The organism is Kiloniella sp. (genome assembly GCF_048270245.1).
Classification (GTDB): domain Bacteria; phylum Pseudomonadota; class Alphaproteobacteria; order Kiloniellales; family Kiloniellaceae; genus Kiloniella.
In genome coordinates this window covers 103314-122524 of the sequence record NZ_JBLWTH010000008.1, presented here as the reverse complement: position 1 = coordinate 122524, position 19211 = coordinate 103314, and the positions used below count along the sequence as shown (strand labels likewise).

General features: G+C 42.5%; 17 protein-coding genes. 12 read left to right on the top strand and 5 right to left on the bottom strand.

From position 1 onward, the window contains the following. Window positions 1-9: 9 nt before the first annotated feature. The 3 genes from ACN0W5_RS16555 to ACN0W5_RS16545 are packed head-to-tail and all read left to right on the top strand — an operon-like array spanning window position 10 to window position 3849. Window positions 10-315, top strand: a complete 306-nt coding sequence (locus ACN0W5_RS16555) for a sarcosine oxidase subunit delta (RefSeq protein ID WP_417455191.1) — start codon at window positions 10-12, stop codon at window positions 313-315. Continuing rightward, complete coding sequence (locus tag ACN0W5_RS16550; RefSeq protein ID WP_417455190.1) at window positions 312-3278, top strand: sarcosine oxidase subunit alpha family protein; 2967 nt, start codon at window positions 312-314, stop codon at window positions 3276-3278. The genes ACN0W5_RS16555 and ACN0W5_RS16550 overlap by 4 nt, the downstream gene beginning before the upstream one ends. Beyond that, entirely contained in the window at window positions 3271-3849 is a 579-nt protein-coding gene (locus ACN0W5_RS16545; RefSeq protein ID WP_417455189.1) for a sarcosine oxidase subunit gamma, read from the top strand. The genes ACN0W5_RS16550 and ACN0W5_RS16545 overlap by 8 nt, the downstream gene beginning before the upstream one ends. Here ACN0W5_RS16545 and ACN0W5_RS16540 read toward each other — a convergent pair. Genes ACN0W5_RS16540 through ACN0W5_RS16525 form a run of 4 tightly spaced genes read right to left on the bottom strand, consistent with a single transcriptional unit; the run spans window position 3842 to window position 7228 of the window. After that, window positions 3842-4132, bottom strand: coding sequence for a putative quinol monooxygenase (locus tag ACN0W5_RS16540; RefSeq protein WP_417455188.1), 291 nt, complete (start codon window positions 4130-4132; stop codon window positions 3842-3844). The genes ACN0W5_RS16545 and ACN0W5_RS16540 overlap by 8 nt on opposite strands. Before the next feature lie 2 nt (window positions 4133-4134). Continuing rightward, window positions 4135-4809, bottom strand: coding sequence for a class II aldolase/adducin family protein (locus ACN0W5_RS16535; RefSeq protein WP_417455187.1), 675 nt, complete (start codon window positions 4807-4809; stop codon window positions 4135-4137). A gap of 14 nt (window positions 4810-4823) precedes the next feature. Continuing rightward, the gene (gene otnK, locus ACN0W5_RS16530) at window positions 4824-6113 is read right to left on the bottom strand and encodes a 3-oxo-tetronate kinase (RefSeq protein WP_417455186.1); all 1290 of its coding nucleotides are present in this window, start codon (window positions 6111-6113) and stop codon (window positions 4824-4826) included. A gap of 11 nt (window positions 6114-6124) precedes the next feature. After that, window positions 6125-7228: an isocitrate/isopropylmalate dehydrogenase family protein gene (locus tag ACN0W5_RS16525; RefSeq protein WP_417455185.1), complete on the bottom strand. Its 1104-nt coding sequence runs from the start codon at window positions 7226-7228 to the stop codon at window positions 6125-6127. A gap of 373 nt (window positions 7229-7601) precedes the next feature. On the opposite strand from ACN0W5_RS16525, the gene ACN0W5_RS16520 reads away from it, so the two are divergent. The 9 genes from ACN0W5_RS16520 to ACN0W5_RS16480 all read left to right on the top strand — a co-directional run bounded on the left by ACN0W5_RS16520 (window position 7602) and on the right by ACN0W5_RS16480 (window position 18479). Beyond that, window positions 7602-8624, top strand: a complete 1023-nt coding sequence (locus tag ACN0W5_RS16520; protein WP_417455184.1) for a TRAP transporter substrate-binding protein — start codon at window positions 7602-7604, stop codon at window positions 8622-8624. Between the two features lie 71 nt (window positions 8625-8695). Then, window positions 8696-9241, top strand: a complete 546-nt coding sequence (locus tag ACN0W5_RS16515; RefSeq protein ID WP_417455183.1) for a TRAP transporter small permease — start codon at window positions 8696-8698, stop codon at window positions 9239-9241. Continuing rightward, window positions 9238-10521: a TRAP transporter large permease gene (locus ACN0W5_RS16510; RefSeq protein ID WP_417455182.1), complete on the top strand. Its 1284-nt coding sequence runs from the start codon at window positions 9238-9240 to the stop codon at window positions 10519-10521. The genes ACN0W5_RS16515 and ACN0W5_RS16510 overlap by 4 nt, the downstream gene beginning before the upstream one ends. 78 nt (window positions 10522-10599) lie before the next feature. After that, window positions 10600-11619 (top strand): SMP-30/gluconolactonase/LRE family protein, encoded by a 1020-nt coding sequence (locus ACN0W5_RS16505; protein WP_417455181.1) that lies wholly within the window; start codon window positions 10600-10602, stop codon window positions 11617-11619. After that, the gene (locus ACN0W5_RS16500; protein WP_417455180.1) at window positions 11619-12662 is read left to right on the top strand and encodes a Gfo/Idh/MocA family protein; all 1044 of its coding nucleotides are present in this window, start codon (window positions 11619-11621) and stop codon (window positions 12660-12662) included. Before ACN0W5_RS16505 ends, ACN0W5_RS16500 begins: the two co-directional genes overlap by 1 nt. A gap of 66 nt (window positions 12663-12728) precedes the next feature. Continuing rightward, window positions 12729-13421 (top strand): GntR family transcriptional regulator, encoded by a 693-nt coding sequence (locus tag ACN0W5_RS16495; protein ID WP_417455179.1) that lies wholly within the window; start codon window positions 12729-12731, stop codon window positions 13419-13421. Window positions 13422-13771: 350 nt separating this feature from the next. After that, a complete protein-coding gene (locus tag ACN0W5_RS16490) occupies window positions 13772-14704 on the top strand; it encodes an AEC family transporter (protein ID WP_417455178.1) in 933 nt (310 codons plus the stop codon). Window positions 14705-15560: 856 nt separating this feature from the next. Beyond that, window positions 15561-17765, top strand: coding sequence for an ATP-binding protein (locus ACN0W5_RS16485; RefSeq protein WP_417455177.1), 2205 nt, complete (start codon window positions 15561-15563; stop codon window positions 17763-17765). 6 nt (window positions 17766-17771) lie between these two features. Beyond that, window positions 17772-18479 carry a response regulator gene (locus ACN0W5_RS16480; protein ID WP_417455176.1) on the top strand — a complete coding sequence of 236 codons (708 nt, stop codon included), beginning with the start codon at window positions 17772-17774 and terminating at the stop codon, window positions 18477-18479. A 24-nt stretch (window positions 18480-18503) separates the two neighbouring features. On the opposite strand, the gene ACN0W5_RS16475 is transcribed toward ACN0W5_RS16480, so the two are convergent. Beyond that, window positions 18504-18989: a hypothetical protein gene (locus ACN0W5_RS16475; RefSeq protein WP_417455175.1), complete on the bottom strand. Its 486-nt coding sequence runs from the start codon at window positions 18987-18989 to the stop codon at window positions 18504-18506. Window positions 18990-19211: the final 222 nt, after the last annotated feature.

Below are 19211 nucleotides of genomic sequence, written 5' to 3'. Positions count from 1 at the left end.
GCACAGAAAATGATCATTAATCATCCTCTTCTGGGGCCTCGCGATGCTTCTGAATTTGTATATAAAGGCGATGCATCTCTTATCGACCGACCTGATTGGCAAGCTGATAATGCATCTGACCTGTTTCACGATTATCTCTATTTACGTGACAATCCCGCAGGGGAACATCGGGAGCTTTGGTATCATGAGCAGGGGGATCGTTCCTGGTTGATCGTGACCCGAAATACCCTGACCCATGATATTATCAATGTAGAACTGGCCCGCGATGTGGCCCTTGCCAAACAAACAGACAAATCAGACCGAGGTGGCAAATGAGCCAGACAAACAGAATTGATGGCGGGATAATAGACCGCGCACAAAAGCTCAATTTTACCTTTAACGGTCAAACGCTTGAAGGCTTTGCCGGAGATACGCTGGCTTCTGCCCTTTTGGCCAATGGGCACAAAATGGTTGGTCGATCATTTAAATATCACCGACCTCGGGGGATTTTCTCAGCTGGATCGGAAGAACCAAATGCATTGGTGCAGCTTCGTTCTGGGGCCTATCAGGAACCCAATACCCGTGCGACAATTACAGAACTGTTCCAGGGGTTAGAGGCTACAAGTCAGAACCATCGCGGGTCGTTGAAGTATGATTTTATGGCGGTGAATGATTTCTTCTCCTCATTCTTGTCTGCGGGATTTTATTATAAAACTTTTATGTGGCCGAAAGCTTTCTGGGAAAAGTTCTATGAGCCTGTTATCCGTGCTGCGGCAGGTTTAGGTCGTCTATCCGGTGAAGATGACCCGGATATCTATGATAAGGGCTTTTTACATTGTGATGTCTTGGTTGTCGGTGCTGGGCCTTCTGGTTTGTCCACAGCACTTTCTGCTGGCCGTACAGGGGCGCGTGTTATCCTGATGGATGAAGATTTCCGTATGGGTGGTCGCCTGAATGCAGAAACCCTGTCCGTGAATGATCAAAGTGGTCATGAATGGGCAACACAGGTAATCGCAGAATTGTCAGCGATGGATAACGTTCGCTTGATGACACGCACAACAGCCTATGGTGCTTATGATCATGGTATTATCGGTGCCTTGGAACGTGTTACGGATCACTTGGTATCTTCCAGTAATAAATCCAATCAAAAGAAACCACGTCAGATCCTGTGGCGGGTTTATACGAAACGCACTATTCTGTGTGCTGGATCTACCGAGCGTCCAATTGCTTTTGGTAACAATGATCGACCGGGCGTTATGCTTGCGGGCGCTGTTCGGGCCTATGTGAACCGTTGGGGGGTGCTTCCCGGCAAAAGGGTAGCTGTTTTTACGAATAACGACGATGGCTGGCGTACCGCAACTGACCTAGCGGCGAAAGGTGTAGAGATTACGGCCGTAATTGATAGCCGTGATGGACGGCCACCTGTTGATGTGCCAAATGGTGCTGCTGTAGTTATGGGGGGGCGTATTGTCAATACTCAGGGGCGACACGATATAAAATCAATTACGCTATCAAATGGCCAGAAAATTCCGACGGATTGCCTTGCTGTTTCTGGTGGCTGGAGCCCGAACGTTCAATTGACCTGTCATCAGCGAGGACGTCCGACTTGGCGCGAAGATATTGCTGCTTTTGTGCCCGGTGGTGAATTGCCTCAGGGAATGATGGTTGCGGGCGCTGCGGCTGGTAACTTGTCTTTGTCATCCGTTCTACAGGATGGACATGATCTGGGTAATAAGGCTGTAAGTGACCTTGGTTTCAAACCAACAAAAGAAATAGCTGCCAAATCAGAAGGTGAGACAATTGGAATATCAGCCTTTTGGCATGTGAGAGAAAGCAAGGCACGGGCTTGGCTCGATCTACAGAATGATGTGACCGTAAAGGACGTCAAGCTATCACATCAGGAAGGTTTCCGTTCTGTTGAACATCTCAAGCGATATACGACGCTTGGCATGGCAACGGATCAGGGGAAAACAGCCAATATTCCTGCTTTGGCGGTTATGGCGGAATGTACGGGGAAAACAATCCCTGAAACCGGAACGACAATTTTCCGTCCACCTTATACGCCTGTGGCAATCGGTGCCCTTGCTGGACGGGCCAGAGGAAAAGAATTCCGTCCTTCAAGGCTGACACCAAGCCATAGCTGGGCTAAAGAGCAGGGGGCTGTTTTTGTTGAAGCTGGGATGTGGTACCGCGCGCAGTGGTTCCCGAAATCAGGTGAAACACATTGGCGACAGTCGGTTGATCGTGAAGTCACGCAGACCAGATCCTCTGTCGGTGTTTGCGATGTCACCACGCTTGGAAAAATTGACATTCAGGGCAAAGACGCTGCTGAGTTCCTGAACAAGGTCTATGCGAATGCGTTCGCTAAATTACCTGTAGGCAAGGTTCGCTATGGCATCATGTTACGTGAAGACGGAATCATAATGGACGATGGAACATCAGCACGTTTTGCAGATAATCACTTTGTTATGACAACAACAACCGCCAATGCTGTCGGTGTGTTCAGGCATATGGAGTTTTGTCGCCAGTGCCTGTGGCCTGAAATGGATGTGCACCTGATTTCAAGCACTGAACAGTACGCACAGTTTGCTGTGGCAGGACCAAATGCTCGGAGGCTTTTACAGAAGGTCGTCGATAGTGATCACGATATTTCCAACGAGGCTTTCCCCTTTATGGCTTGTGGTGAAATTACAGTTTGCGGTGGCATTCCAGCACGCTTGTTCAGAATATCTTTCTCTGGAGAGTTGGCCTATGAAATAGCTGTGCCGACCCGATACGGAGATTCTTTGATGCGTACTTTAATGGCGGCGGGTGAAGAGTTTGACGTAACGCCCTATGGTACCGAGGCTCTTGGCGTTATGCGGATAGAAAAAGGTCATGCAGCGGGGAATGAACTTAATGGTCAGACAACAGCGCAAGATCTCGGCATGGGTCGTATGGTTTCCAAGAAAAAAGATTGTATTGGTAATACCCTCTCCGAACGTGAAAAACTAAATCGAGAAGATGGCTTAAGCCTTGTTGGGTTCCGTCCTGTTAATCGAAGTGATGAACTTAAAGCCGGTGCTCATTTCATCGCGAAAGGTAAGACAGTGAATATGGCTAACGATGAGGGGTGGATGTCATCAGTTGCCTATTCTCCGAACCTGGGACATTCCATCGGCCTTGGATTTATAAAACAAGGACGCGAACGTATGGGAGAAGTGGTACGCGCTGCTGATCCTCTTCGCGGAGGCGAAATCGAGGTTGAGATTGTTTCTGCACACTTTATTGATCCAGAGGGAGAACGTCTCCGTGCCTGATTATACACTTACTGCCAATACACCGTTGGATGGATTTAGCCGGGACTTCGTGGGGGTTTCTATCAAAGAAGTTAATGATCGAGCTATTGTATCGATTGCTGTTCCCAAAGACGGTGAAAAGGAACTCGTGAATGCCCTAGCAAGCTCTTATCAAATTGAGTTGCCAAAAACAGGGATGTTATCTGCTTCATCGAGGGATAATGCTGTTCTCTTCAGCATGGCACAGGATCAATATTTTTTTATATTTGATTATGAAGGAAACGCGGCCACTTCAACTGTACGAAACGATCTTGGTGAAGCGGTTTATCTGACGGATCAATCGGATAGTTACGTTATGATACGGTTGTCAGGAATTAACAGCCGACGTTTGCTCGCGCGTATTTGCCCTGTTGATATCCATCCATCAGTCTTTCCTGTTGGTTCTGTCGCCAGAACGATCATGGAACATTTGGGGGCAACAATTATACATGAAGATGAAGACAGTTTTCTTTTGTTATCTGCCCGTTCTTCAGCACATTCGTTTCTTGAAGCAATTGAAACGTCGGCTGTAAATATTGAGCCTATTAGTTAGATATTTTTTCCAGACAACGGACTTCTTTATGGGTAACCCAGTCTGAAACCAGCTGATCAAACGCTAGGAAGTGATCAGACTTTAGGTGTACATCAAATGAAGCGGCATTTGTATAACACTCATAAAGGAAGAACTTGTGTGGCTCATCTGGTGCTTGGCAGACATCAAAATGCGTGCAGCCTTCTTCCTTTTCCAAAGAAGTCTGTGCTTGTCTCAGCATCGCTTCGTTAAATTGTTTGATAAATTCTTGCTTAATCTCGAAATCTACGATGATCACATACATAATTATTTACTCTCACTAGAGACGAAAGCCTTGGCACTACCGTACCCTTTATTAAACTTTTCCAGTGCTTCATCCATTTGATTTTTATCCAAAATAGTTGGACCACCGGCAACGAGCGTTCGCCAATAAACATCACAGAGCGTTTCGACTTCCATTGCCATGGATAAAGCTTGTTTTAGGTCGCTACCCAAAGCGATTTGTCCATGATTTGCAAGCAAACAGGCTTTACGGTCCTTGAGTGCTTCTACTGCAACAATTGAAAGCTCCTTTGTCGCAAAAGTTTGGTAGGGGGCGCAACGGATGGTATCCCCGCCAGCAAGACCGATCATATAATGGAATGGCGGTATTTCCCTTTGCATGCAAGCAATCGTCATGACAGCTTTGCCATGGGTATGGACAATGGCATTTGTATCTGGTCGATCATTGAAAATATCTTCATGAAAACGCCATTCACTTGATGGTTTTCGTAAGCCGTTTGGACTTTCGTAGGTTCCATTGAAACGTTTTAGGACGATGTCTTCTGGCGTAATATCTTCATAGGCCATTCCAGAGGGGGTAATCAGAAAACCTTCCGGTACTCTTGCTGCTGCATTCCCGGATGTTCCCTGGTTGATACCCATTCTATTCATTTGCAGGACAGTTTGGATTAGATCCTGACGCAGTTCCAAAAATTGCATTAAAAATAACCTTGTTATGATATTTCGTATTGCTTCAGTTGGTTCAGTGCTTTTATGAAAAAGTCTTCTGTTCCAAAGTTTCCGGATTTTAGGGCCAATGCTATTGGCTTTTTATCAACAGTTGTCGTGGTCCAGGGAACACCCGGATCAATTTGTGGACCAATAGACATGGTTTTGACATTTAAAGTATTTATCACAGCCCCTGATGTTTCGCCGCCAGCAACGACAAAACGGCATGCTCCGAGCGCATGAAGTTGTTGCGCTATCTCACCTATTACGGCTTCTACGCGAGAGCCGACATCCACTTGGTTCTCGTTGCTTTGTATTTGTTTAACAACAGCAGGATCTGCCGATGAATATAGCAATACAGGTGTGTCAGCTTTTATGTGGTCAGCTGCCCATGTGACGGCTTTTTCTGCGACGGCCTCGTTATTTAATATTTCAACGGCATCCAAACAGAAACTGGGTAAGTGGTTTTGTGCATAGTTTACTTGGCTGCGCGTAGCTTCTGAACAACTGCCGGACAGAATGACACTGGGGCCTTTGGGGGCTGAAAATAATTGCTCTTCTCTTCTTGAACTAAGCAAACCCTGTTCTTGAAAATTTAGGGGCAACCCTTGCGCAATAGCTGACCCACCTGTGACAAGCTTCATATCTTTACAAGCTTTACCAATAGATCTGAGATGATTGTCATTCAATGCATCTGTGATGTGAATGGTTCTAGGACCAGTGTCTTTTTCAGCAATTGTTTGTGAAATAACCTCGTGACCCATTTCGATCTCTTCAAAGTAGAGGTTTGAAATGTTTGCTGATGATTGGGTCGAAAGAATGCGGTTAAGATTGGCATCTTTCATTGGTGTTAAAGGATGATTGCGAAGAGATGATTCTGAAAGCAATCCATCGTTTACAAACAAATATCCCCGATAAACGGTTCTGTTGTTTTCTGGAAAGGCTGGACAGGCGATTGTGCTGGAACACTCAAGATGCGACATCAACGCATCTGTTACTGGACCGATATTTCCCTTGTCTGTTGAATCAAATGTAGAACAGTATTTAAAGAAGATTTGTTTGGCACCAAGAGATTGCAACCATTTACAAGAGTTTATGGTCATTGAAATTGCTTCTTGGGCATCATTCGTTCTTGATTTCAGGGCAACAACCACTGCTTCGGCATCTGGGGCAGGGGTATCAGCATTTGGTTCCCCTACGATTTGTACCGTTTTCATACCTTCACGAACCAAAATCATGGCAAGGTCGGTGGCGCCGGTCAGATCGTCTGCGATGCAGCCTAAAATAATACTCATAATTTTCTCGTCTATTTCTGATGGATACGTTTGATGATTTCTTGAGTTACAGCTTTTGTTCCCATATCACCGCCAAATTCCATTGGACGAATAGCATTATCTTTAAAACCCTGATAAACAGCCTGTTCGATAACTTTTGCTGCATTTTCCAGAGATAGAACACCAGACTTATCTGCCAGATAATCAAGCATTAAAGCACCACTTAAAATTGCTGCTAGCGGGTTCGCTTTGTCTTGCCCCATTATATCTGGCGCACTTCCGTGTGCTGGTTGGAAAAGTCCGTGGTTATCGCCAATCTCTCCACATGATGCCATGCCCATACCGCCAACAAGCCCACCAGCGAGATCTGAAAGAATGTCGCCAAACATGTTTTCCATCACCAGAACGTCAAAATCCCAAGGTCGTCTGATGAAATCCAAAGCTTGCGCATCAACATAGTTATATGTTGCTTGAATGTTTTTGAAGTTCGATTTTCTTTCATCAAAAATCTGTCGGAAGAAAGCCATCGACTTAAAAACATTGGCTTTATCAACACAGGTGACTTGTCCTTTGCCCCCCCGTTCTTTCCTTTTCTGTGCTAACTTAAAGGCAAAATCATGTAATTTTTCAGTGGTTTTGCGTGTGATACGGACAATATCCTGTACTTCGTCGTCTGTTTGTACTGGGCATCGATTATGTACTGCAGCTGAATAGAAAAGACCTTCGGTGGACTCCCTTAAAATAATCATATCGATATCAGCTGCTTTGGGATCAGCAAGGCGCTGTGGGGCATTTGGATATGCCTTGATGGGGCGCACACCTGCATAAAGCTGAAAGCGGTCTCTTAGGCGTAAATGGGGCGATATTTCTGTACCATCGTCATAGCGGATTGAAGGAAGACCAATAGCACCAAGGAAAATAGCATCAGCATTCCCTGCTGCTTCTTCGCCACCCGTTTCAATATCACTACCCGTTTCTTTGTAGTATCCAGCTCCTGCTGAAATGTAATTATACTCAAGGCTAAAACCTTCGACTCTTTGTTGTGCAGCATTGATGATGGCGAGTGTTGCTTCAGTTACATCAACCCCAATTCCGTCACCTTTAATTGTAGCAATTTGAAAAGACGGTTTACTCATTTTTTTGTCCTGTTTGGTTTTTATCTCTTCCTGAAAGTTATTCAGAAGAGTGAATTGCGTGCGGTTGCTTTGAAGGAGCTTAATTTATTTTGTGAAGTCTTTTAAAAAATAAATTTCGCCTAATGAAATTAAATAATTCATATAAAACAAGCCTTTAATGTTGATTTGGCATTTGCTGTTGGTTTGTATTAGATAGATAGTTTTGGTATGTGTCAATGTATACATTAAAAAATACATTGACACATACTTTTAATAATTTATCGTGATCCGGGTTAGAAGTTGCTGTTGATGTTCGTATTTTGGGACCATTTAAATCAGCAACTCGAATTGGATTTAAAAACGGTAAAACATGCCGTTAGCTGGGGAGGCTTAAATGTTAAAAAAAATATCAAAAATAACGACGGGAACACTTACAGCGGTCACGTTGTTAGGTACAGCTATGATAACAACTGGTGATGCGTATGCTGAAAAAGTTCTTCGTTTTAGTCACACAGATAATCCTGGAGGGTCCCGACAGGCTGCAGCAGAAGTGTTTGCAGAAAAAGTCGGCGAATATACTGAAGGGCGTTATAAAGTAAGAATTTACCCATCTGGTCAGCTTGCGAATGATCCAAAGGCTATTGAACAATTACAGTTGGGTGGTGTTGATTTTACCGTATCCGCAACAGGAAGTTATGCAACACATCAACCAAGCTTGAATCTAACGGCGATGCCTTTCCTTGTTGATACATATGAACAGGGATGGGAGTTTTATGATAATTCTGCCTGGATGAAATCTGAGTTTGCAAAATTACCTGAAAAGGGTTTCCGCGTACTTTCTACTTGGGAAGCTGGCTTTAGAAGCTTTACAACAAGTGATCCCCTTGCATCGCCAAAAGATGCAGAGGGCAAGAAAATGCGTGTTTATCCTAATGATATGATTAGATGGACAATGGAAGCGATTGGCTTCCAGACTGTTGTGATGCCAATCACCGATGTTTATCTTTCTATTCAACAGGGGGTTGTTAATGGACAGGAAAACCCAGTAGATACAATTAAATCGCTGCGTTTTTACGAAGTAGCACCAAACATTACACTTACTCGCCACGTTTATAGTCCTTTACCACTAACAGTATCAGAGCAGACATGGCAGAGCTTCTCTCCTGAAGATCAAGCTGCTGTTCAGAAAGCTGCGATTGATGCGTCGGCATTCAGCCGTAAACTGGTTCGTGATTCCGTAAATGGTCAAATTGAAGAAATGAAAAAAGCTGGTGCAACAGTAAGTGTTCCGGAAATTGGCCCCTTCCGTGATGCCGTACAATCTGTGTATGAAAAAGCCAAAGGCATTTATGGCGATGAAGTTGAAAAGGTTCTAGCCGATACTGCTGAAATTCGTAAAAAACTCCCAGCAAATTAAGTTTTAAGTTATTGAAGTGCCTTTTCTTTTGAGGGGGCACTTCTCTTTTATCCAGTTTGGGAGCCCGTATTGTGGATTACCGAAGTCGATATCCCGCCTTGTTAAGATATCTAAGCCAATTGATAGATATTTTTCTTGTTTGTGGCGGTGTGATTGTTCTCTTACTTATATTTTCCAACGCTGTTTTACGCGGAGCTGCAGGCTTTGACTTGGCTTGGTCGCTTGAGATCACAGCGTTTTTGTTATTATGGCTGACTTTCTTAGGCTGTGCAGCAGCAACAGCACGTGGAGCACATATGCGTGTTACAGAAATAGTTGAAAACTTAGTACCTTTAAGGTTGCAATCAGTTCTACAGATTCTGATCAATTTGGTTATCACTATTATACTCGTAACGGTGCTTTATAATGGAAGTAACATTGCCTTACATACCTGGGCTCAAAAGACGACTGTTCTATATTGGCCCGTAGGGCTTTTGTACGCATCTTTGCCAATTGGTATGCTCTTTACTCTGATTTTTCATCTGTATAATTGCTTAATAGACGTACAGAATATTTCTAAAAATATTGATGGCGGGATTTCGAAATCCGATGACCATAGCTGGGAGGATTTCGAATGATATTACTCTTTATTTGCGCCGTATTTCTTTTTACGATTGTGATCGGCATACCGCTTGTCTGGGCTATCCTTATCACTGCTATATTACCCATTTTTGTCTTTGATTTAGGGTATCCGTTACAGGCTGTTTACCTCAATTTTATTGGGGGAGTTGAGCCAAACCATTTCATTGCAATTCCATTGTTCATTTTTGCGGGTGAATTAATGGGCAGAGGCGGCGTTGGCCAACGCATTATTGATTTCGCAAAAGAGGCTTTTGGCTTCTTACCTGGTGGCCTTGGTTTTGTCGTTGTCGGTGCATCTATGCTTTTTGGTGGCATTTCAGGATCTGCAATTGCAGATTCTGCTGCCATTGGTTCTGTAATGATTCCAAATATGGCCAAGCAAGGTTATAGCAAAGCATTTGCAGGCGGTTTAGTTGCCGCAGCAGGAACGATCGGTATTATTATACCGCCATCCATTCCAATGCTTATTTATGGCTTTGTGGGAAATGTTTCTGTCGCTGATTTGTTTTTGGCGGGTGTTGTTCCCGGGCTGATTTTTGGTCTTTTGTTTATGGCTGTTTGTTACTACATCGGCAAAAAAACCAACTGTGATCCTGGGGGGCAAAGAACATCGGCCAAAGCTCTTTGGAGGTCTTTTGTTCGGTCTGCGCCGGCCTTGTTTATGCCTGTTTTGATATTAGGTGGCATTTTTGGCGGTCTTGTTACGCCTACAGAAGCTGCTGCTGTTGCCGTGGTATATGGTTTTTTTGTAACAGTTGTTCTCTACAGAGACTTCAGTATCAAAGAAATGCCTAAGCTAATCATTGATTCCTTTATAACCAGTGCCATTGTTATGGTTGTAATCGGTGCTACAACAGTACTGGGGTGGTTGATTACACTTGAACAACTTCCTCAAATGCTTGCACAGTTTATCAATAGCGTTTCAGAAAGCCCGTTTACCTTCTTGTTGTTGGTTAATGTCGTTTTACTGATGCTTGGTTTGGTTCTGGATCCGCTACCTGCAATCCTGCTGACCGCACCGTTGTTTATTCCTACAGCAATGAGCTTTGGTGTAGATCCTGTGCATCTTGGCGTCATAATGACGTGTAATGTTGCTGTTGGATTGTTTACGCCGCCAGTTGGTGCAACACTTTATGTCGCATCACGAATATCAGGCGTAGGGGTTCTTTCTATCGCAAGGGCTATGGCACCACTGTATTTAGCTGCTATATCGGCTTTGTTACTCGTGACTTACGTTCCGGCAATATCCATGACAATGGTCGAGTTATTCAGATAGATTCCTCACGCTATGATATGATGAGCCTGGATTAAATAGATAAATTCAGGCTCATTCTTAACAATGAGTATTTAAGGTATGAGTACGATGATAAGTCTTGATAATATTGAGAAAGTTGGGACAGGCCTAAACAGACCAGAATGTGTTTTGAGTACATCAAATGGTCGTTTGTATACGGCTGATTGGCGCGGCGGCGTCGGGATAACAGAAGCCGATGGTTCTCAGTGGTATTTGTTACCGAATGATAAATCCTTAAACCTAAAACCGAATGGTATATGTCTGATGCCGGATGGTTCTGTTCTGATTGCTCATTTAGGGGATACAGATGGAGGGGTTTATCGAATAGCCCAAGATGGCACAACAACCCCGTTTTGTCTGGAAGTTGACGGTAACTCATTACCACCTAGCAATTATGTACATCTAGATGAAAAGGGGCGTGTCTGGATAACGATCAGCACACGAAAAATGCCCAGAAGCGAAGGTTATAAACCTGATGTTTGTGACGGGTTTGTCGTACTGGTTGATACATCAGCAGAAAATGTACCGCCCCGAATAGTTGCGGATAACCTTGGTTATACGAACGAATGCTTGGTTAGCCCTGACGGTAACAAGCTCTACGTAAATGAAACTTTTGCTCGTAAGTTGGTATCTTTTGATATCGCTGAAAATGGTGACCTCTCAAATAAAACCACTGTTGCTGAATTCGGTTTGGGAACATTCCCTGATGGTATGACATTTGATACAGATGGTGGCATTTGGATTACATCTATTGTGAGCAACAGGGTTATTCGTATAGCACCGGATGGCTCTCAAACCGTGATGATTGAAGATTGTAATAATGATCATCTAGAGTGGGTTGAGGCAGCATTCCAAGCTGGGGAAATGGGGCGTCCTCATCTGGATAATGCACAAAGTAAAAAGCTTAAAAATATTTCAAGTCTTGCGTTCGGTGGGGCAGATTTAAAAACCGGGTACCTCGGTTGTTTATTGGATCAATCAATCTATTCGTTTGATTCGGACTATGTAGGACATGCCCCGGTGCACTGGAATTTTGATGGCCCGAACAAATCTTCGATGAAAAGTGAGACTGCATCCTGATGAAGCCGTCAAAAACGTTAAAGGTCGCAACTGTCGGGACAGGATATTTTAGCCGGTTTCAGTATTCTGCCTGGGCCAGAATTCCCGAGGTGGAAATGGTTGCCGTATGTAACCGAACAATTGAACCTGCTCAGGAACTGGCGAATAAATATCAGATTAAATCTATCTATCAGGATTTTGATCAAATGCTTGATGAGGCTAAGCCTGATCTGGTTGATATTATTACCCCCCCGGTAACGCACCAATCTTATGTGAAATCATGTGTTTTGAGGGGAATTCCCGCGATTTGCCAGAAGCCTTTTACAACTTCGCTCAAAGATGCAACTGACCTGGTAGCATTAATCAAAGAAAAAAAAGCGAAGGTTATCATTCATGAAAACTTCAGGTTTCAGCCCTGGTACCTGAAAACCAAAGAGCTTTTAGCGCAAAATATTCTAGGTGAACTCTATCAGATTTCTTATGCGTTGCGCCCCGGGGATGGTCAGGGGCCTGATGCTTATATGGAACGGCAACCTTACTTTCAACAAATGGATCGACTTTTGGTGCACGAGACTGCTGTGCATTTAATTGACGTTTTTCGTTTTCTGTTTGGAGATATGAAATCAATTTATGCTGATCTAAGACGTTTGAATCCTGTGATTAAAGGTGAGGATGCCGGGATTATTATTTTCGATTTCGTAAATGGATCACGCGGTGTTTTTGATGGCAATAGGTTGTCAGATCACAAAGCGAACAATCGACGCCTAACCATGGGAGAATTAAGAATAGAAGGAGCGAAGGGAACGCTGTTTTTAAATGGTGATGCTGAACTCTCATTTCGTCAACATGGTGAAAATACAGATGAAAAAATAAGTTATACTTGGAAAAATTGCGATTTTGGCGGAGATTGTGTTTTTAATCTGCAACGTCATGTTGTTGATCATTTACTATACGATAAAGAGGTGATGAATACTGCATCAGATTATCTGCTTAATGTTCAGGTAGCTGAAGCTGCATATCAATCAAATGATCAAGGAAGGTGCCTTAATTTGATTGATCGCTGAAACAAGTCTTGATAAACGCAATAGAATTGTTAAAAAATAGCTTAAATGCAAAGGGGATAATTATTGGTGACAACACTTAAGAAAAAGAAATCAAAATCACCAAAAATATCTTTAACTGAAAAAGCTTATAGAGAGCTTAAACGACGCATTCTGGAAAATGAACTTCCCCCAGGGACACAGCTTATGGAAGGCGAACTTGCTGAGTTACTGGACATAAGCAGGACCCCGGCGCGAGAAGCTATGACACGTTTGGAAGTTGAAGGTCTCGTCGAAGTACGTGCCCGTCATGGGATGAAGGTCAAGCCAATATCCGTTTCCGATATGCAGGAAATTTATGCTCTTTTGACAGGATTAGAATCAACTGCAGCGTGGCAAGCAGCAAAAAATGACCATAGCCGCGGAGAAATAGAATCTCTTCGAGGGACTGTGAAAGAGATGGATAACGCTTTGCATGCAGAAGATCTCAAAGCTTGGGCTTTATCAGATGAAAAATTTCACAAACTTTTAGTTTCTATGAGTAGAAACAATAGGTTAATTGAGCTGGTTGATCGTTTTATTGACCAATCTCACCGTGTTCGTATGCTAACTTTAACATTACGTCCAATTCCGGCGCAATCCAATGAAGATCATGCAAGAGTTGTTGATGCAATAGAGGCAAAAGATGCAGATACAGCACGTCGTGTGCACCGTATCCATCGCGAAAATGCAGGAAAATTATTGGTCGATCTTTTGGAAAAACACCATCTGACACAGCTATAAAAGCGTAACCCATCAGCACTTTCATCCAGTTATCTGGTTTTGGCCGTTGCTGAAGATATTTATACGCATATAAATTGTTCCGATTGTGTTTCTTGTCATAAATATATTGGAACGCACGACAAATAAAAACAGAGTTTGTTTGTAAGCTAAACTAAACAAAACACCCGTTTTTTATGCTTCGATAGTGAAATTATTAGCGATATCTCTCAACTCTACGAGAAAGGCGAGATCTTAAGCGAACTATTCGTTGATATTAATGCTCGTGGAACTCACCCAAAAGAGTTAACTCTCTAGTTTTTAATGAGAAAATTCCTTGAAACTATTTACCTGAAAAGGGTTTTTGAAAACATATGTTTGATATCTTGATTAAGGTTTCTCCTTTTTTTGGTCTTGTTGCACTTGGTTATTTTATTAAACAAAAGCAGGTTATATCTGTTACGGGACAGCAATATCTCACTCGCTTTATAATGTATGTATCACTCCCTGCTGTTTTACTGGAAAAACTTGCAACGACTGAGTTTAAAATGTTGCTAGATTTCAAATTTCTTGGAGCTTATATTTTATCCTTATTTGTTCTTTTGATATTGAGTGGGCTTGTTGGTTTTCTTGTCTTTGAGCGCAAGACATCACATGGGATTATGATTGGTCTCAGTAGTGTCTATGCAAATATTGGGTTCCTTGGTATTCCGGTATTGGCGGTAAGTGTTGGAGAGTGGACATCCATTCCGCTTGCTCTCATGCTAACAATTGATCTGGTGATTTTGTTGCCGCTTGCTTCTTTATTATTGCAACTGACGACGGAGCAAAATGTAGATAATACCCACAGGCCCGTGGAAATTCTAATTCGTTCGCTCCTTAATCCCTTAATCATTTCTATTATCGTCGGGCTTTGTATATCTGCCTTAAGGGTTAATGTGGGGGAATCAATAACGGAGGGCTTGAAATTTATTGGTAACACAGCGGGGCCATGCGCCATGTTTATTGTCGGCACATCATTGGTAGGACGTAAAATAAGCGCAAAACCTTATGAGGCAGGTCTTATATCGGTTTTCAAGCTCTGTATCGCCCCTTTTATTGTCTTCATGGTGATGACAGGCTTTAATGTTTCCCCTGCTTGGATAATGGCGGCAACCTTAGGTGCTGCTATGCCATGTGCCGCTGTTTTAGGGGTTGTTGCTGAAGAATATAAAGTTATGCCTTTTCAGGCCTCGACAGCGGTTGTGTTGACAACATTATGTGCAGCGGGAACCTTACCCGTTTTAATTCATTATTATCCTGGCTGAAGAATTCTCACTTGAAGACTTTATAGTATGCTCAGACGGCAGCCTTCTGTCGTTATTTATTCGTGTTATGCTGGTCATACTCAACGCTATCTTAAATTTTACTGAGATACGCTAGATGTCTTTTGGTGATTAAGTCGATATGTAGGGTTTTAAAATAATCGCGTTATTCTGAAGAAAAAAACAAACCAGATTGACCACACCCCCAGAATAAAGAACTGCACTGTAAAGATACTCCATATGTAAGCGTGTGAAGATGAAATCCAGACCGAAGCACAAAGCACGATGCTTACGATAGCAATTAATAAGACTTGGGGGCGGAGATGATGTTGGATTTCGTCCGACACCCAAAAGCAAGAATATACCAATAAGCAGCTAAGGCTAATTCTCAAAATCCACTTGGGTAGAGTGATTGACCAATTATTTTGCCACCCAAAATAAGCAGTTGTTAAATGTATTAATATGATACTTATAGGGATTAAAAATTCTAATTTCACTATGTCAGTACTCTTTAAGTTATGTATGCAGAATTGGGTATTTTACTACAAGTATTATATTCTTTGATATTATGATCGGCGTTTGTATCATTCTGATGTCTTACTCAGATGGTCGGTTTGTTATTAATTATTGTGTGTCTTATTACGGACGCCTTTTACAAAAATGAAAACTACGAACCAAACTTTTTAACTATCGCGAATTGATAGTGTTACAATTGATACAAATTACAAATGCTTAGACATCTTACAGATACCTTCATTTTCTACTATAATCATGTGGATTAGAACATTGTGGCTCGAACACGAAAGAGAATTAAGTGGAGACGTCTGTTTTTGAGGCGGTAATACAAAAGGGATCTCAAATGGAGACTGGTTTTGCGACCTTTGATCAAGATGGACGCTTACTAACAATCAATGATTGTTTTGTGACCTTGAGTGACGAAGAGCGGAAAGCCTTACTTAAGACCAAGGCCGAGCATTTTGTTTTGGAAAAATCCTTTGGAAAGTCAGTAAATTCTAGCCTCATACAAACAGTTATACGTAAATGGCAGTCTTCTGATCGCGGCTTTGTTTGGCAAGATACTGTTGGTGATAAGTTTTCATTATCACGTTACACAACATCAGAAGGAAATACCTGTTATCTAAAAGTTTTACTTGAGAACCAGAATGCAGACGTAAAAGTATCTGCGCCTGAAGTGCTTTTCGATATTATTCAATCATTGGATATTGCTGTTGCACTTTATGATTCTGATTTGTGTTTCGTCTTATCAAATAAAAAGTATGCCGATGTTATTGCCTTACCTGATGATAAGTTGCGGCGGGGGCGTCCTATAGAAGAAATTATGCAGGGGATGATCACTGGATACCAAAATACATGTGATCACAAATCTATAATCAAGAACACAAACGAAGCCGAGAAAACGATTGAGAGAATTATCAAAGGTGTTTCAAGTTATAAAAAGGACCATGAAATAGAGCGTTCTGATGGACGTATTTTATCAAGTTCTTCACATGAAACCGGATTTGGCGGTTATCTGGTTACGATCAAGGACATTACCGAGCAAAAGAAAATTGAAGAGGCGAGCCGTGAAGCAGATATGTTGCTTCATAAAATTGTTGAGGCTTGTCCTGCGAACTTTTTGGTATCCCGTGTTTCGGATGGAAAAATCATATATTTTCCACCTGCTTCTCGCGATCGGTTTGGTGATATAGAAACGGCAAAAAGCTTTTTCATTAAACCTCAAGACCGTGAAAATTATCTCAAGGCTTTGTTGCCGACGGGTGTATTGGATGATTATAGGGTGCAGTTTCGCCGGCGAGATGGCACCATTATGCAAGGTCTGACGTCTGCCCGAGTGACTGATTACAAAGGTGAGGATGTTATTGTCTCGTCAACACGAGATATCACCGAACAAATTCAGATGCAAAAAGAGCTGGAAGAGCAGAAGGAAATCGCACATCAGAATGAAAAGATATCAGCCTTAGGCGGGTTACTTGCTGGTGTTGCCCATGAACTGAATAATCCACTTTCTATTGTCGTAGGTTATGCCTTGATGCTTCAGGATAAAACGGATGATCCCGAGGTAAAGCGAAGAGTAGATCGAATTGCAATGGCAGCAGAGCGTTGCGCCAAAATTGTTAAAACATTTTTGGCTATGGCCAGACAGCGTCCGATGCAGATAGAAAATTGTAATCTGAACGAAGCAATCGAAGTCGCCATGGATGTTGCTGGTTATGGGGTGAGGGTATCTGGCGCAGAGGTATCTTTGTCATTGGCGAAGGATTTGCCTTTTGTCGATGCCGACCATGATCAAATGGCACAAGTCTTTACCAATTTGATTGTAAATGCAGAACATGCGTTATCTGAGAAAGGAAAAGAGGGGAAACTCGTTATTCGTTCCTCGTTTGATGACTTATTAAACGAAGTCGTTGTTGATGTTATTGATAACGGCGTAGGTATTCCCAAAGAGATACAGGCCAGAGTTTTTGAACCTTTTTTTACAACAAAAGATGTTGGAAGTGGTACAGGTGTTGGGCTTGCTTTTTGCCATCGTATTGTTGATGCTCACCACGGAAACCTGTCTTTCCGATCCTCAGGTAAAGGAGGAACTTGCTTTACAGTGCGAATGAAAGTTTCGGAAGTAACAGATGAAAATAAAAACGTTCCTGATATTCCGGATAAAAAACATTTAAAGCAAGGAGTACTGGTTGTTGATGATGAGGTCGATGTCGCTGATTTAATTAGCGAAATTTTGAGTGAAGACGGCTATCAAGTGACTGTTACCAATTCAGCTAAAGATGCCCTGAAAAAATTAAAAGCACGTTCATACACCGCAATTTTAAGTGACGTGAAAATGCCCGGTATGAATGGTATAGAGTTTTTACAGCATATGACGGCTGAATTTCCTGATATGGCTAAAAAAACTGCTTTTGTGACTGGAGATTCAATGAGTCCGGAAGTTGCCGATTTTATCGAAAATTCTGGATGCTTGCATCTGGATAAACCTGTTTCTCCGGAAGAGCTTGTCAATTTGATGCGATCACTTATCCAAAAAACAAGGACCTAGTTTTACATGAGTGCGAATGGTTACAAAATTATTGTCTGTGATGATGAACCACATTTACGTGAAATGGTTGCCGAATATTTAAGTGATCGTGGCTATGAAACAGTTGAAGCCGCCGATGCAAAAGCGATGCACAAGTTTACCGAAAAGCATTCTCCTGATTTGGTAATCCTAGACATTAATATGCCCGGTGAAGATGGTTTGACTGCCCTTCGTAACTTACGAAATAACTCTGACGTGCCGGTTATAATGTTGACGGCGGCATCTGAAGTCGTTGACCGTATTGTCGGACTGGAAATGGGGGCTGATGATTATCTGGCCAAACCTGTGGATTTGAGAGAGTTGGAAGCAAGAATAAAAGCGACTTTACGAAGAATACCGAGCGCTTTGTCAGAGCAAAAATCTGCTAAAACCAAAGGATCAATTCAGTTTGGCGTGTGCAGACTTGATCTGGATAGTGCGCAGCTTCTTGATGCTGATAATAATGAAATTGCCATGACAGCGATGGAATTTAGTCTTTTACGTGTTTTTTCTGAAAATAGGGGGCGTGTTTTAAATCGGGATCAATTACTTGAACAAGCTCATGATAGAGGGTGGGAACCCTTTGACCGATCCATCGATCTTCGTATTTCCCGGCTTCGGCGTAAAATTGAAGTTAATCCGACAAAACCAGAAATCATACGTACCGTTCGCGGAATAGGTTATGTCTTTGGGTAATTGGGTATAAAGAATAAATCAGAACTAATTCTTAGGTATCGTGATCTCTATGTTTCGGGGTTGTTTTCCATCGCAGGGAATTGTTGCTAGCGTGATGTTCTTATCATTCATTCCTGTTAATACGCTGCCACAGTCACCGGGAGAAGTTGACCAAACTTCTTGGCTGGTTTGTGTCTCGATATCTAGGTAATAGGCTTTGCCTGTTCCATTATATCCTTCTGTTGCAACGTAAAGTGATTTTCTGTCATTTCCCCACATAAAACTGGTGATAGAAAAAGCCCAGTCACCGCCTTGCCATGTCCTTTGGGTGAGGCTATAGGGGCCGATTATGGGGGTATCATCGCAATAAACATCGACGGAAAATTCCCCGATAGGTTGGTTGTACCTGTCGGCTTCACATACTTGGCTTAGATCTTTCAGGGCAGGTTTTTGCGCGTTGGCATGTCCTTTGATGGAGTGAAAACCAACTGAACTTACAAGTAACCCGATAAATATGAGGCTTTTAAGCATAGGAAGCCTTTACTTTCATATCTATGAAAAGTTTACAGATTAATGGGTGCTTCGTGAAGGTTTATCAAGTTCGCTGCAAGATAGAGTTGTGTATTATTATCAAGTAACTGTCTGTGGTTTCCAAATGAGGAAGGTGTGTCCTTATGAGAGGAGGAGGTGGGAATAATATCATCAAATAGGTCAGAAAAGACTATAGTATTGCCCATGTGTAATTCTGTTTTT

Excerpts from the sequence above, each read along its gene's own strand:
- ACN0W5_RS16555 (WP_417455191.1), top strand. The coding sequence starts at position 10 with ATGATCATTAATCATCCTCTTCTGGGGCCTCGCGATGCTTCTGAATTT.
- ACN0W5_RS16550 (WP_417455190.1), top strand. The coding sequence starts at position 312 with ATGAGCCAGACAAACAGAATTGATGGCGGGATAATAGACCGCGCACAA.
- ACN0W5_RS16540 (WP_417455188.1), bottom strand. The coding sequence starts at position 4,132 with ATGTATGTGATCATCGTAGATTTCGAGATTAAGCAAGAATTTATCAAA.
- ACN0W5_RS16535 (WP_417455187.1), bottom strand. The coding sequence starts at position 4,809 with ATGCAATTTTTGGAACTGCGTCAGGATCTAATCCAAACTGTCCTGCAA.
- otnK (WP_417455186.1), bottom strand. The coding sequence starts at position 6,113 with ATGAGTATTATTTTAGGCTGCATCGCAGACGATCTGACCGGCGCCACC.
- ACN0W5_RS16525 (WP_417455185.1), bottom strand. The coding sequence starts at position 7,228 with ATGAGTAAACCGTCTTTTCAAATTGCTACAATTAAAGGTGACGGAATT.
- ACN0W5_RS16520 (WP_417455184.1), top strand. The coding sequence starts at position 7,602 with ATGTTAAAAAAAATATCAAAAATAACGACGGGAACACTTACAGCGGTC.
- ACN0W5_RS16510 (WP_417455182.1), top strand. The coding sequence starts at position 9,238 with ATGATATTACTCTTTATTTGCGCCGTATTTCTTTTTACGATTGTGATC.
- ACN0W5_RS16505 (WP_417455181.1), top strand. The coding sequence starts at position 10,600 with ATGAGTACGATGATAAGTCTTGATAATATTGAGAAAGTTGGGACAGGC.
- ACN0W5_RS16500 (WP_417455180.1), top strand. The coding sequence starts at position 11,619 with ATGAAGCCGTCAAAAACGTTAAAGGTCGCAACTGTCGGGACAGGATAT.
- ACN0W5_RS16490 (WP_417455178.1), top strand. The coding sequence starts at position 13,772 with ATGTTTGATATCTTGATTAAGGTTTCTCCTTTTTTTGGTCTTGTTGCA.
- ACN0W5_RS16485 (WP_417455177.1), top strand. The coding sequence starts at position 15,561 with ATGGAGACTGGTTTTGCGACCTTTGATCAAGATGGACGCTTACTAACA.
- ACN0W5_RS16480 (WP_417455176.1), top strand. The coding sequence starts at position 17,772 with ATGAGTGCGAATGGTTACAAAATTATTGTCTGTGATGATGAACCACAT.
- ACN0W5_RS16475 (WP_417455175.1), bottom strand. The coding sequence starts at position 18,989 with ATGCTTAAAAGCCTCATATTTATCGGGTTACTTGTAAGTTCAGTTGGT.